The sequence below is a fragment of the Streptomyces sp. NBC_00461 genome (assembly GCF_036013935.1).
GTDB lineage: Bacteria > Actinomycetota > Actinomycetes > Streptomycetales > Streptomycetaceae > Streptomyces.
Genome location: NZ_CP107902.1, coordinates 7169100 through 7181861, shown reverse-complemented (window position 1 = coordinate 7181861; position 12762 = coordinate 7169100). Strand labels below are relative to the sequence as shown.

At 70.1% G+C, this 12762-nt stretch carries 14 protein-coding genes; 10 read left to right on the top strand and 4 right to left on the bottom strand.

Annotated elements, in window-relative coordinates:
* Positions 1-4: 4 nt before the first annotated feature.
* Positions 5-1219, top strand: a complete 1215-nt coding sequence (locus tag OG870_RS33525) for a cation:proton antiporter (RefSeq protein WP_266590377.1) — start codon at positions 5-7, stop codon at positions 1217-1219.
* A 25-nt stretch (positions 1220-1244) separates the two neighbouring features.
* Here OG870_RS33525 and OG870_RS33520 read toward each other — a convergent pair whose 3' ends face one another.
* A complete protein-coding gene (locus OG870_RS33520; protein ID WP_266522433.1) occupies positions 1245-1649 on the bottom strand; it encodes a MazG nucleotide pyrophosphohydrolase domain-containing protein in 405 nt (134 codons plus the stop codon).
* A 99-nt stretch (positions 1650-1748) separates the two neighbouring features.
* Between OG870_RS33520 and OG870_RS33515 the strand changes: the two genes are divergently transcribed.
* Entirely contained in the window at positions 1749-2747 is a 999-nt protein-coding gene (locus tag OG870_RS33515) for a TAXI family TRAP transporter solute-binding subunit (RefSeq protein WP_266590375.1), read from the top strand.
* Positions 2748-2800: 53 nt separating this feature from the next.
* Here OG870_RS33515 and OG870_RS33510 read toward each other — a convergent pair whose 3' ends face one another.
* Positions 2801-4204, bottom strand: coding sequence for a sensor histidine kinase (locus OG870_RS33510; RefSeq protein WP_266522431.1), 1404 nt, complete (start codon positions 4202-4204; stop codon positions 2801-2803).
* Positions 4205-4213: 9 nt separating this feature from the next.
* Positions 4214-4900 (bottom strand): response regulator transcription factor, encoded by a 687-nt coding sequence (locus OG870_RS33505; protein ID WP_266522430.1) that lies wholly within the window; start codon positions 4898-4900, stop codon positions 4214-4216.
* 289 nt (positions 4901-5189) lie between these two features.
* Between OG870_RS33505 and OG870_RS33500 the strand changes: the two genes are divergently transcribed.
* The 8 genes from OG870_RS33500 (at position 5190) to OG870_RS33470 (ending at position 11621) form a co-directional block, all read left to right on the top strand.
* Positions 5190-5966, top strand: a complete 777-nt coding sequence (locus OG870_RS33500) for an amino acid ABC transporter ATP-binding protein (RefSeq protein ID WP_266522429.1) — start codon at positions 5190-5192, stop codon at positions 5964-5966.
* 112 nt (positions 5967-6078) lie between these two features.
* Positions 6079-6921 carry a glutamate ABC transporter substrate-binding protein gene (locus OG870_RS33495; protein WP_266522428.1) on the top strand — a complete coding sequence of 281 codons (843 nt, stop codon included), beginning with the start codon at positions 6079-6081 and terminating at the stop codon, positions 6919-6921.
* A gap of 117 nt (positions 6922-7038) precedes the next feature.
* Positions 7039-7704, top strand: coding sequence for an amino acid ABC transporter permease (locus OG870_RS33490; protein ID WP_266522426.1), 666 nt, complete (start codon positions 7039-7041; stop codon positions 7702-7704).
* On the top strand, positions 7701-8612 hold the full coding sequence (locus OG870_RS33485) for an amino acid ABC transporter permease (RefSeq protein ID WP_266522424.1): 912 nt from the start codon (positions 7701-7703) through the stop codon (positions 8610-8612). Before OG870_RS33490 ends, OG870_RS33485 begins: the two co-directional genes overlap by 4 nt.
* 175 nt (positions 8613-8787) lie before the next feature.
* On the top strand, positions 8788-10392 hold the full coding sequence (locus OG870_RS33480) for an FAD-dependent monooxygenase (RefSeq protein ID WP_327691785.1): 1605 nt from the start codon (positions 8788-8790) through the stop codon (positions 10390-10392).
* 118 nt (positions 10393-10510) lie between these two features.
* On the top strand, positions 10511-10558 hold the full coding sequence (locus tag OG870_RS48275; RefSeq protein ID WP_309506048.1) for a hypothetical protein: 48 nt from the start codon (positions 10511-10513) through the stop codon (positions 10556-10558).
* A gap of 77 nt (positions 10559-10635) precedes the next feature.
* The gene (locus tag OG870_RS33475) at positions 10636-11193 is read left to right on the top strand and encodes a cysteine dioxygenase (RefSeq protein WP_266590371.1); all 558 of its coding nucleotides are present in this window, start codon (positions 10636-10638) and stop codon (positions 11191-11193) included.
* Positions 11190-11621, top strand: coding sequence for a rhodanese-like domain-containing protein (locus OG870_RS33470; protein WP_266522418.1), 432 nt, complete (start codon positions 11190-11192; stop codon positions 11619-11621). The genes OG870_RS33475 and OG870_RS33470 overlap by 4 nt, the downstream gene beginning before the upstream one ends.
* Positions 11622-11814: 193 nt before the next feature.
* On the opposite strand, the gene recX is transcribed toward OG870_RS33470, so the two are convergent.
* Entirely contained in the window at positions 11815-12762 is a 948-nt protein-coding gene (gene recX, locus OG870_RS33465) for a recombination regulator RecX (RefSeq protein ID WP_266843733.1), read from the bottom strand.

Here is a 12762-nt window from a genome sequence, read left to right as displayed (position 1 = left end):
ACGGGTGCACTCCGCCGTGTTGTTGATCGAGTTCGGTTCCATCCTTCTGGGCCTCGGCCTCCTCGGCCGGGCCGCGGGCCGCTTCCAGCTCTCCCCCATTCCGCTGTACCTGCTGGCCGGCCTGGCCTTCGGGGAGGGCGGTCTGCTGCCGCTCGGGGCGAGCGAGGAGTTCGTCGCCATCGGCGCCGAGATCGGCGTCATCCTGCTGCTGTTGATGCTGGGCCTGGAGTACTCGGCAGGTGACCTGGTCACCAACCTCAAGGCGCACTATCCGTCGGGCCTGGTCGACTGCGCGCTCAACGCCGTGCCGGGCGCGGTCGCGGCACTGCTGCTCGGCTGGGGGCCGGTGGCCGCCGTGGTGCTGGCCGGTGTCACCTGGATCTCGTCGTCCGGTGTCATCGCGAAGGTACTGGGTGACCTGGGCCGGGTCGGCAACCGGGAGACCCCGGTGATCCTCAGCGTGCTCGTGCTGGAGGACCTGGCGGTGGCGGTGTACCTGCCCATCGTGACCGCGCTGGTGGCCGGGGCCGGGCTGCTGGCCGGAAGCGTGACGCTGGCCGTCGCGCTGGGGGCGGCCGGGCTGGTCCTCTTCGTGGCCGTGCGCTACGGACGTGTCATCTCGCGGTTCGTCTCCAACGACGACCCGGAGAAGCTGCTGCTCGTCGTGCTGGGTCTGACGATCCTGGTCGCAGGCGTCGCACAGCAGCTCCAGGTGTCGGCCGCAGTCGGTGCCTTCCTGGTCGGCATCGCACTGTCCGGGGAGGTCGCGGAGGGCGCGCACACCCTGCTGAGCCCGCTGCGCGACCTGTTCGCCGCGGTCTTCTTCGTGTTCTTCGGGCTGCACACCGACCCGGCGAGCATCCCGCCCGTCCTGCTGCCCGCGCTCGCGCTGGCCCTGCTCACGGCGGCGACGAAGATCGCCACCGGGTACTGGGCGGCTCGGCGGGCCGGGATCTCGGTCAAGGGCCGCTGGCGTGCGGGCGGGGCGCTGGTGGCACGCGGCGAGTTCTCGATCGTCATCGCCGGGCTTGCGGTGAGTGCCGGGATCGAGCCGTCCCTGGGCCCGCTCGCCACGGCGTACGTCCTCATCCTGGTCGTCCTCGGCCCGCTCACCGCGCGCTGCACGGAGCGGTTGGCCCGGCGCCTGAGCGAGCGCCGGACGGCCCGTACGGACGCCTCCCGGGCGGCGGAGCCGAGCGTGTCGGTGGGACGGGACTGACGGCGCCAGCGGGCCTCCCCAGGACTCAGGCGCCGTCGGGCACCCACCCCTGGCGGCGCAGCACCGCCGACACGTCCGGGGCCTCGTAGTGCTCGCCCTTGAGGACCTTGCCGTCGGCTCTGCGGGCGACCAGGCCGTCGGGGCCCAGCTTGGTCATGTTGGAGCGGTGGATCTCGGCGATCACGGCGTCGAGGTCGACGCCGTGGACCAGGGCCGTGCCGTAGGCGACGTAGACGACGTCGGCCAGTTCGTGTGCCAGCTTGTCGAGCGGGCCCGTGACCGAGACCTCGGCGACCTCCGCGGCCTCCTCCGCGAGCAGCTGTCCGCGGTGGGCCGCCAGCGCGGGCGAGACCTCGGCGGGCGTGCTGCGGGCGGCCAGCCCGACGGCGAGGTGGAATTGGCGGACCAGGTCGGCGGGCGATGAGCTCATGCGGCGACCTTATCGACCAGCACTGACAACACCCCTTCGTGATCGGGTTGTGACCCCTGCCCTGGTCAGCATCGCTTACCGGCTGGCAGGATCCCTCGCATGTCCAAGTTGTTCCCCCGGTTCGGCCGGCGCCGGGCTCTGCAGGGCGCGGCCGCCGGCTTCGTCGCGTTCGGGCTGCTGCTGTGGTGGCTGCTGCCCCTGGGCGAGGCGGCTCCGAGCGGGACGATCACGATCAGCACGGGAACACAGGCCGGGGTGTACCAGCAGTACGCCAAGCTGCTGCGCACCGCGCTCGACCAGGACATGCCGAACCTGAAGGTGGAGTTGCAGACCAGCCACGGTTCGCAGGAGAACGTCCGGCGCGTGGCGGCCGGCCGCGCCGACTTCACCATCGCCGCGGCCGACGCCGTGGAGACGTACGAACTCGGCGGCGGTCCCGGTGCCGACCGGCTGCGCGGGGTCGCCCGGCTGTACGACGACTACGTGCAGCTCGTCGTGCCGCGCGACTCGGGCATCAGGTCCGTCGCGGACCTGAAGGACAAGCGGGTGGCCATCGGGCCGCCCAGCTCGGGTGTGCGGCTGATCGCGAACCGGGTGCTCAAGGCGGCGGGCATAGACGCGGCGAAGGACATCAGGCCGTTCGCCGACGGCATCGACACCGGGCCGGACCGGCTGAAGCAGGGCAAGATCGACGCCTTCTTCTGGTCGGGCGGGCTGCCGACGCAGGGCCTGCAGCAGCTGGCCGACCGCTTCACCTTCCGCTTCGTCCCGATCCGTCCCGACCTTGTCGCCAAGCTGCACGAGCAGGGCGGCGCCACCCGCTACTACCGCGCCACCAACATGCCGGAGTCGGCCTACCCCAGCATTCAGAACGGGTTCGCCGTGCCGACACTGGCGGTGTCCAACCTGCTGATGACACGCAAGGACATGGACCCCCGGCTCACCGAGTGGGTGACCCGCACGGTGATCAGGAGCCGCGACGGCATCGGCACGCGCGTGCACTCCGCGCAACTCGTCGACCTGCGCACCGCGATCTACACCGACCCGCTGCAACTGCACGAGGGCGCCCGGCGCTACTACCAGTCCGTCAAGCCCTAGCAAGGGCAGGTCGTCGTGGCTCAGGGCGGGCCGTCGGGCCCTGGAGCTGCTCGTCAGGCCGTAGGGCTGTTCCTCGGCACCGACACCGTCACCGTCAGTCCGTGCGGCTCGTGGCGGTCGTACGAGATGGATCCGCCGCCCGCCGCAAGCAGCGTGCGCGAGATGGACAGGCCGAGGCCGGAGCCCTTGATGTTCTGGTGACGGCCGCTGCGCCAGAAGCGGTCGCCGACGCGGGCGAGCTCCTCGTCGGTCAGACCCGGGCCGTTGTCGGTCACCACGACGGTCGAGATGTCGCCGTCGGCCACGACCGTCACCTCGACGCACTCGTCCTCGGGCGTGAACTTGACCGCGTTGTCGATCACCGCGTCCAGGGCGCTGGAGAGAGTGACCGGGTCGGCCCAGGCGGTGGTCGGCGGGCAACTGCCCACGAGGCGCACGCCCTTGGCCTCGGCGGTCGGCGTCCACGCCGCGACGCGCTCGGCGGTCAGCGCGCCGATGTCGGTGACCCGGAGGTCGGCCTCGTTGTGCTCGGCCAGGGCCAGGTCGAGCAGGTCGTCGAGGACCTCCGCGAGGCGCTTTCCCTCGGTGCGGACCGACGCGATCTCCTCGTTGTCCTCCGGCAGTTCGAGTGCGAGCAGCTCGATGCGCAGCAGCAGCGCGGCGAGGGGGTTGCGCAGCTGGTGCGAGGCGTCGGCGACGAAGGCGCGCTGCTGCTCCAGGACCTCCTCGACGTTGTCCGCCATCTCGTTGAACGACCGGGCCAGGCGTCTGAGTTCCGGCGGTCCGCCCGCGGCCGCGACCCGCGACTTCAGCCGGCCGCTCGCGATCGAGTGGGTGGTGGCGTCCAGTACGCGTACGGGCCTGAGCACCCAGCCGGTCAGCCTGAGCGCGGCACCGACGGCCAGCAGCATCGCGGCGATCTCGCCCACGCCGATGACCAGCCAGCCGTGCAGGATCCGCGAACGCAGCGCTCCGGTGGGCGAGTCGGTGACGACGACCGCGACGACGTCGCCGTCCCGGATCACCGGCGAGGCGACGACGAGACGGCTGCGCTGCCAGGGCCACACCTGCTTCGGGTCATGGCTGCGGCGGCTGAGCTTCGCCTCGTTGAACGCATCGCGCACGACGCCTGTCTCGGGCAGGAAGAAGGTCTCCGGCGCCTGGGCCATGGGAATGTCGGTGCGGCAGAACACGCCGGCACGGATGCCGTAGACGCCGTAGTAGCTGCCGAGTTCACTCTCCAGGGTCTCCAGGCGCTCGTCCGTCGACGTACGCGTGGAGCTGCAGGCGTCGGTGACGAACTGGGCCAGGGACGCGAAGCGTGCCGTGTCGTCGATCCGGTCGACGACGACCTTCTGCTGCTGAGCGGCGGCCACGCTCACCGCGAGCGGGATGCCGAGAGCGAGCAGCACGGCCGCCATCAGGACGATGAGCAGCGGAAGAAGACGTGTACGCACCCGTGCACGCTACGAGGCCGGGGCGACGAGCCGGTAGCCGACGCCTCGTACGGTCTCGATCAGGGCCGGCATGCGCAGTTTGGCGCGCAGGGACGCGACGTGCACCTCCAGGGTGCGTCCGGTCCCCTCCCAACTGGTGCGCCAGACCTCGCTGATGATCTGCTCCCGGCGGAAGACGACTCCGGGGCGCTGCGCGAGGAGCGCGAGAAGGTCGAACTCCTTGCGGGTCAGTTGGACAACCGAACCGTCCACGCTGACCTGCCGGGTGGGCAGCTCGATGAGCACGGAACCGAGGCGCAGCCCGCTCTCGGTGCCCGCGGCGGCGTCCTCGTGGGAGGTGCGCCGGCTGACGGCGTGGATCCGGGCGAGCAGTTCTCCGGTGTCGTACGGCTTCACCACGTAGTCGTCGGCGCCGAGGTTGAGGCCGTGGATGCGGGAGCGGACGTCGGAGCGGGCGGTGACCATGATCACCGGGGTGCTGGTGCGCTTGCGGATCTTGCCGCAGACCTCGTAGCCGTCCTGGTCGGGCAGCCCCAGGTCGAGCAGTACGACGCCGAAGCCGTCACTCTCCGGAACCAGCGCCTGGAGAGCTTCCTCGCCGCTACGCGCGTGCGTGACGTCGAAACCGTGCCGTGCCAGAACCGCGGAAAGAGCGGCGGCGACATGGTTGTCGTCCTCGACGAGGAGCAGTCTCATCCGGGCCTCCTTCGGTTCATCGGCCGTACGATCAGGATGGATACAAAAACCCGGGCACGCGCGCGCGTGCACCAAGGCAGTCACGCTGATGGACGACAACGGCGTCAAGCGGGTTCCGGTTGCACGCCGCTTTAGTTACCCGGCCGATACGCGAGCGCGTGCCAACTGCTACGACACGTGTCCGATTGCTATCGGATCGTGATGCTCAGATTCCCCTCAGATGTAATGACGCTGGTCGTCGGGCGTCACTACTGTCCTCCGCAACCGAGGAGGACGGAGCCAGAGAGCCATGACCGAAGTATCGGTGGCCAAGGAAGACGCGGCCGCAACCGGCGAGCTGGTCGTCCTGAAGAGCGTCAACAAGCATTTCGGCGCGTTGCATGTACTCCAGGACATCGATCTGACGATCGCCCGCGGCGAGGTCGTCGTGGTCATCGGGCCCTCCGGGTCCGGCAAGTCCACCCTGTGCCGCACCATCAACCGTCTGGAGACCGTCGACTCGGGCTCGATCGCGATCGACGGCAAGCCGCTGCCCCACGAGGGCAAGGCGCTGGCCCGGCTGCGCGCCGATGTCGGGATGGTCTTCCAGTCCTTCAATCTCTTCGCGCACAAGACCGTGCTCGAGAACGTGATGCTGGGACAGATCAAGGTCCGCAAGGCCGACAAGAAGACGGCCGAGGAGAAGGCCCGGGCCCTGCTGGACCGCGTCGGCGTGGCCACGCAGGCGGACAAGTACCCCGCGCAGCTCTCCGGCGGCCAGCAGCAGCGCGTCGCCATCGCGCGGGCCCTGGCCATGGATCCCAAGGTCATGCTCTTCGACGAGCCGACGTCGGCCCTCGACCCGGAGATGATCAACGAGGTCCTTGAGGTCATGCAGCAGCTCGCCCGGGACGGCATGACCATGATCGTCGTCACCCATGAGATGGGTTTCGCACGATCGGCTGCAAATCGCGTGGTGTTCATGGCGGACGGCCGGATCGTCGAGGAGGCTGCGCCAGACCAGTTCTTCAGCAATCCGCGCAGCGACCGCGCCAAGGACTTCCTGTCGAAGATCCTTCACCACTGACGTTCGCCCGCCCGGCCACCACCGGCTCGCATCGCTTCGCCGGCCCGCGTCGTTCGCCGGCCCGCGTCGCCTCGCCGGCCCGCATCACTTCACCAGCCAAAGGATGTTCATCATGAAGCTCCGCAAGGTCACCGCCGCCTCGGCAGCCGTCCTCGCCCTTGCCCTGGCCGCCACGGCCTGTGGGTCGAGCGACAACAAGGACAGCGGCTCCTCCAGCAGCGGCGGCGGCAAGATCAAGATCGGTATCAAGTACGACCAGCCCGGCCTGGGCCTGAAGGAGCCGAGCGGTTCCTTCTCCGGCTTCGACGTGGACGTGGCGACCTACGTGGCAGGCAAGCTCGGCTACAAGCCGAACCAGATCGACTTCGTCGAGACCAAGAGCGCCGACCGCGAGAACGCCCTCCAGCGTGGCGACGTCAAGTTCATCGTGGCCTCGTACTCGATCAACGACGAGCGCAAGCAGAAGGTCGACTTCGCCGGCCCCTACTTCCTGGCCCACCAGGACCTGCTGGTGAAGAAGGACTCGAAGATCACCAAGGGCACGGACCTCAACGGTCAGAACCTGTGCTCCGTGACCGGCTCCACGTCGGCGCAGAACGTCCAGAAGACGATCGCCCCCAAGGCCAACCTCAAGGAGAACAGCGGCTACTCGGAGTGCATCGCCAGCCTCCAGAGCGGCGCTGTGGACGCGCTGACCACGGACGACTCGATCCTCGCGGGCTATGCCGCGCAGGACAAGTACAAGGGCCAGTTCAAGCTCCTCGGGCTCAAGCTCAGCAACGAGAACTACGGCATCGGTGTGAAGAAGGGTGACACCGCGACCCTCAACAAGATCAACGATGCCCTGAAGTCCATGGTCAGCGACGGCACCTGGAAGAAGGACGTCGAGAAGAACTTCGGTCCGGCCCACTACAAGTACGAGCCCGCCCCGAAGGTCGGCGTCATCGTCAAGTAACCCCAGGAAACCGCGGCCACGCAGGGGTCCACCGGGGCGCGCCGCCGCCCGCCGCGATCACGGCGGCGGCGCGCCACGCCCTTCTCGTACGCCACACACCCGGAAGCGCGGGAGATCGTGTTCGACTTTCTTCAAGGTTATGACGTCCTAGGGGCGTTCTGGATGACGGTGAAGCTCACCGTCCTCTCCGCCGTCGGCTCCCTGGTCTGGGGCACCCTGCTGGCCGGGATGCGGGTCAGCCCGGTCCCGCTGATGCGCGGGTTCGGCACCGCCTACGTCAACATCGTCCGGAACATCCCCCTGACGGTCATCATCGTCTTCAACTCGCTCGGCCTCGCCGACATCTTCGGCGTGACGATGGGCGCTTCCGACTTCAAGGTCCAGGGCTTCAGGCTGGCGGTGCTCGGTTTCATCGCCTACACCTCGGCCTTCGTCTGCGAGGCCGTGCGCTCCGGCATCAACACCGTGCCGCTGGGGCAGGCCGAGGCAGCCCGCGCCATCGGGCTGAGCTTCAGCCAGACCCTCCGGCTCATCGTGCTGCCGCAGGCGTTCCGATCGGTCATCGGCCCGCTGGCCAACGTACTGATCGCACTGACCAAGAACACCACCGTGGCGGCCGCGATCGGCGTGGCCGAGGCGGCGTATCTGATGAAGACGATGATCGAGAACGAGGCCCAGACGCTGCTCATCGGCGCGGTCTTCGCTTTCGGGTTCGTGGTTCTGACCCTGCCCACCGGCCTCATCCTCGGCTGGCTGGGCAAGCGACTGGCGGTGAAGCGATGACCTCGGTTCTCTACGACGCCCCCGGCCCCCGGGCCAAGCGGCGCAACGTCCTCCTCTCGGTGGTGTTCGTCGTCCTGCTCGCTGTCCTGGCCTGGTGGATCTGGCGGACGATGGACGACAAGGGCCAGCTGAAGTGGTCCCTGTGGCAGCCGTTCACCACGTCCGAGGCCTGGACGACGTATCTGCTGCCGGGCCTCGGCAACACCCTGAAGGCCGCCGCACTCTCCATGGTCATCGCCCTCCCGCTGGGCGCCTTCTTCGGCATCTCGCGCATGTCCGACCACCGGTGGGTGCGCGTGCCGGCCGGAGTCGTGGTCGAGTTCTTCCGCTCGATCCCGGTGCTCCTGCTGATGCTGTTCGCCAACGAGTTCTACGCCCGCTCCACGGGCGTATCCACCGAGGACCGGCCCCTGTACGCGGTCGTCACCGGCCTGGTGCTCTACAACGCCTCGGTCCTCGCGGAGATCGTCCGGGCCGGCATCCTGGCGCTCCCCAAGGGGCAGACGGAAGCCGCGCACGCGATCGGCCTGCGCAAGGGCCAGACGATGACGAGCATCCTGCTCCCGCAGGCGGTGACGGCCATGCTGCCGGCCATCGTCAGCCAGCTGGTGGTCATCGTGAAGGACACCGCGCTGGGCGGCGTGATGATCGGCTACACGGAGCTGCTCAACGCGCGCAGCACGTTCGCGGCCAACTACGCCGATGTCATCCAGAGCTTCATCGGGGTGGCGGTCATCTTCATCGTGGTCAACTTCCTCCTCACCAGCTTCGCGAGCTGGCTGGAGGGCAGGCTGCGGCGCAGCAAGAAGAGCACGGGCGCGGTTCTCGGCGAGGACACCGTGGAAGTCAACCCCGCGGCGATCGGCGGCACCTACGGGACCGGCGCCGGCAGCGGCACCGGCATCTGATGACCAGTCAACTCATCTGACCCGTACGGAGGCAGTGGCGTGATCGCCACTGCCTCCGTCACTTGACGCAAACAACGACAATGGGTTGCATACGTTCTGTGATCGTGCACCCTGCTCCACCTTCCTGTTCACATAGGTCCGTCAGGACGCCGCCGCGGGCAGGAGGCGCCGCGCCGTGGACCCGGTGATCATCGTCGGAGCGGGGCCCGTCGGGCTCACGCTCGCCCTGGCGCTGGCCCGTCAGGAAGTGCCCTCCGTAGTGCTGGACGAGGGTCCCGGCAAGGACGATCCGCGCCCCGCGCGCACCGTGGTCCTGCGCGAGGACACCGCCGCCCTGTTGGAGCGGCTGACGGGAGTGCCGCTCGCGCGGGAGGGCGCGCACTGGGCCGCATGGCGGTCTCTGCGGCGCAAGCAGGTGATGCGCGAGGTCACGTTCGGCGACGACGCCGAGCCCGCGCCGTTGCACATCGCCCAGCATGTCCTGACCGGCGCCTTGCGCACCGCCCTGACCGCCGAACCGCTCGTCGACCTCGCCGTGGACAGCCGCCTCGACAGCGTCGAGCAGGAGCCCTCGGGGGTCACGGCGCACACCCGCGGCCCGCAGGGCACCTGGTGGCGCGGCAGTTACCTGGTCGGCTGCGACGGCCCGCGCTCCACCGTGCGCAAACTCCAGGACATCCGCTTCCCGGGCCGTACGGCTGTGGAGCGACACGCCGTGGCCGCACTGCGCACGGAACTTCCGTGGGCGGACGAAGCGTTGCTCCATCGGATGCCGCCGTGGCGGACGTCCACGCCCTCGGCCGGTGAGGTGACCGCCCGCCCCCTGCCGGACGGCGTGTGGCGCCTGGACTGGCTGCTGCCGCCGGGAAAGGACCTGGTCACTCCCGAGCTGCTGCTGGCGCGCGTCCGGGAGACGCTCGCCGGCTGGAAGGGCGGCTCGGCACCGGCGTACGAACTCCTCGACACCGGAGTCCACACCGTCCACCACCGGCTGGCCCGCCGGTGGCGCGTCGGCCGGGTCTTCCTCGCCGGGGACGCGGCACACCTGCTCGGTGCGCTGGGTACGCAGGGACTGGACGAGGGGCTCAGGGACGCCGACAACCTGGCCTGGAAGCTGGCGCTCGCCTGGCACCACGGACCGCACGAGGCGCTGCTCGACAGCTACCAGGCGGAGCGGCGCGGGATCGTCGCCGGCCGGCTGCGCGCCGCCGACCAGGTGCTGCCGCTGCTGCGCGGCGGCGGAGGGCTGCGCGCGTACGTGCCCGGCTCGACCCGCGGCCACGACGCGCTGCTCGCGGACGGTCATCTGGGGCGCGGTGCGCTCGGTGCGCCGGGGGCGTACGACGTCTCGCCGCTCGCGCCCCGGCACCTCGAAGCGGAGGTCCCCGTGGCCACCGCGCCCGGTGCGGCGATCGCCGATGTACGGGTCACCGCCGAGGACGGTTCCTTCGTACGGCTCCGCGACCGGCTCGGGCGCGGTGCACTGCTGGTGGTGCTGATCGCCCCGGGCACAGGAGTGTGGGAGCGCAAGCACTGGGTGACGGCCGGGGTCATGCCCCGGCTGGCGGCTGCGGTGTCCGCGCTGCCGCACCCCGCCGAGCTGCTGGTCGCCGAGAGCTATCCCGGCGCGGCCGCCCACACCGTGTTGCTGGTCCGGCCCGACGGCCATCTGGTCGCGGCGCTGGGCGGCGTGCGCCCAGCCGATCTGTACTCGGCGGCGGAGGCGACGTTAGGAGGCCCCGCGAAAGCCGAGGCCACGGCCGGCTCGGCCGCGAAGTGACCCTACTCACCGTCACCCTGTGGTCCACATAGTGACGGTGAGTTGACCGCTCTGCCCCGCCAATGGTGTACTCCGGATCGTGACCGACACCTTTGTGCGCCTGTGGCGGAGGGTCCATATGGACCTCGTCCGCTACGCGGGCTGCGTGTGTCGCCCGTCCTGCTGAATTCGCATCCCTCTCCTCCTGCGCGCCCCCAGTGCTGCCGCGCGCTCCCACGCGAATGCTCTTCAGGACGGTGTCACGTGTCTGTCTCTCCCTCTCCGGCTCCCTCTGCCTCCGCACCCTCCGTGCCCTCCGCACCCTCCCAGGCGCCGACGCAGGCGGACCTCCTCGACTTCGTACGGCGTATGGCCGCGGACCCCGAGCTGATCTCCTCGCTGCCGCTCGACCCCGAGGGCCGCACCTGGGTGCGTCTGGAGGGGCCCGGCGGCAGCGAGGCCTGGCTGATCGGCTGGCCGCCCGGCACCGGCACCGGCTGGCACGACCACGCCGAATCCGTCGGCGCCTTCCTGACGGCAGCCGGTGAGCTCAAGGAGAACTCGCTCACCGCCCGGCTGCCTGCCGACGGCTGGAAGACCCTGGAACTCACCGACGGCGTGGACCGGGAGCGGCGGCTGGCGGCCGGCCAGGGCCGGACCTTCGGCCGTCATCACGTCCACGAGGTGCTCAACGAGTCCACCGAACGGCACGCGATCTCCGTCCACGCCTACTACCCGCCGCTGCCGCAGATCCGTCGTTACAGCCGCGTGGGTCCCGTCCTGCGTCTGGAGCAGGTCGAGCGCCCGGAGGACTGGCAGTGAGCGGCGGCGGTTCGGCCCACGGGCAAGTGAGCGGCGAGAAGCAGCAGCCCGTCGGCATCGACGAGCTGCTGGAGCGGGTGCGCGAGGGCTACGAGCGGATCGAGCCGAAGGAGGCGTACGACGCCGCCCGGGCGGGCGAGGCCCTGCTGGTGGACATCCGTTACGCCGCCCTTCGCGAGCAGGACGGCGTGATTCCGGGCGCCCTCGTCGTCGAGCGCAACGAACTCGAGTGGCGCCTCGACCCGCAGGGCAGTCATCGCCTGCCCGAGGCCACGGGTCACGAAGTGCGGATCGTGGTGATCTGCAACGAGGGGTACGCGTCGAGCCTCGCTGCTGCGTCTCTGCACCAGTTGGGGCTGGCACGGGCAACCGATCTGGTCGGCGGCTTCCAGGCGTGGAGGGCGGCGGGGCTGCCGGTGACGTCGTAGGCGGTTCACGGTCGTTCGTCGTGAACGCCGGTGCTCAGTGCCGTCCGCCATGGCTTCGTGGCGGACCAAGGCGGCAGCGGCAAGGAGCGACCGCAGCGCCGGGCCCGGTGGTCGCGCTGCACTGAGTACGGCACGGCACGCATTCGTGTGCTCACATCCTGAAGGCCCCTGTCCCGCTCAGAACCCCTCGCCCTCAGAACCCCTCGTCCCCCAGGAACTCCGTGTCCTCGCCCTCTTCCTCCAGCGCCTGCCGGACCACCCGCAGGGCCATGCCCTCGGGGTAGCCCTTGCGGGCGAGCATGCCCGCGAGGCGCCGCAGCCGTTTGTCGCGGTCCAGGCCGCGCGTGGAACGCAGCTTGCGCGCGACGAGTTCGCGCGCGGTCGTCTCTTCCTGCTCGGAGTCGAGCTGGGAGACGGCCTCGTCGATCAGCGTGGAGTCGACGCCCTTGGTGCGCAGCTCCTGGGCCAGCGCCCGCCGGGCCAGTCCTCGGCCGTGGTGACGGGACTCCACCCAGGCGTCCGCGAACGCGCTGTCGTTGATCAACCCGACCTCCTCGAACCGCGACAGCACCTCGTCCGCCGCGTCGTCGGGAATCTCGCGCTTGCGCAGGGCGTCGGCGAGCTGCTTGCGCGTCCGCGGGGTCCCGGTGAGCAGGCGCAGGCAGATCGCCCGTGCCCGCTCGACCGGGTCCCCTGAGGACTCCTCCTGCTCGGCCCTCGACGAGGAGGAGGAGCCCCCGTCCTCACCGGACGGCTCACCGCGACGTCGCTGCCGACGCCCTCGGGAGCCACCCGCACCACGGGCCCCGGCACCGCCGCGGGACCCACCGCCGCGACGGCGCGAGCCGCCGCCGGACGCGTCGGAGCCGAAGGAATCGGAACCGTACGCATCGGAGCCGTACGCAGAGCCGTCATCGTCCGGCCACTCTCCGCCGCCCGGTTCGTCGCCGTGCGACGCGCCGGAGTACGACGCCTCGGAGCTGTATGACTCCACGCGGCCCCGGCCCCCGTCCGTGCCGTGCGCCGGGTCGTACGCGTACGCCTCGTCGCCCGGCCCGTCGTAACCCCCGTCGCCTCCCCGCCTTCGCTCACGCGGAGCATCCAAGTGGGCGTACTCGGCCCAGTCGGTTCGCCGTGTCAC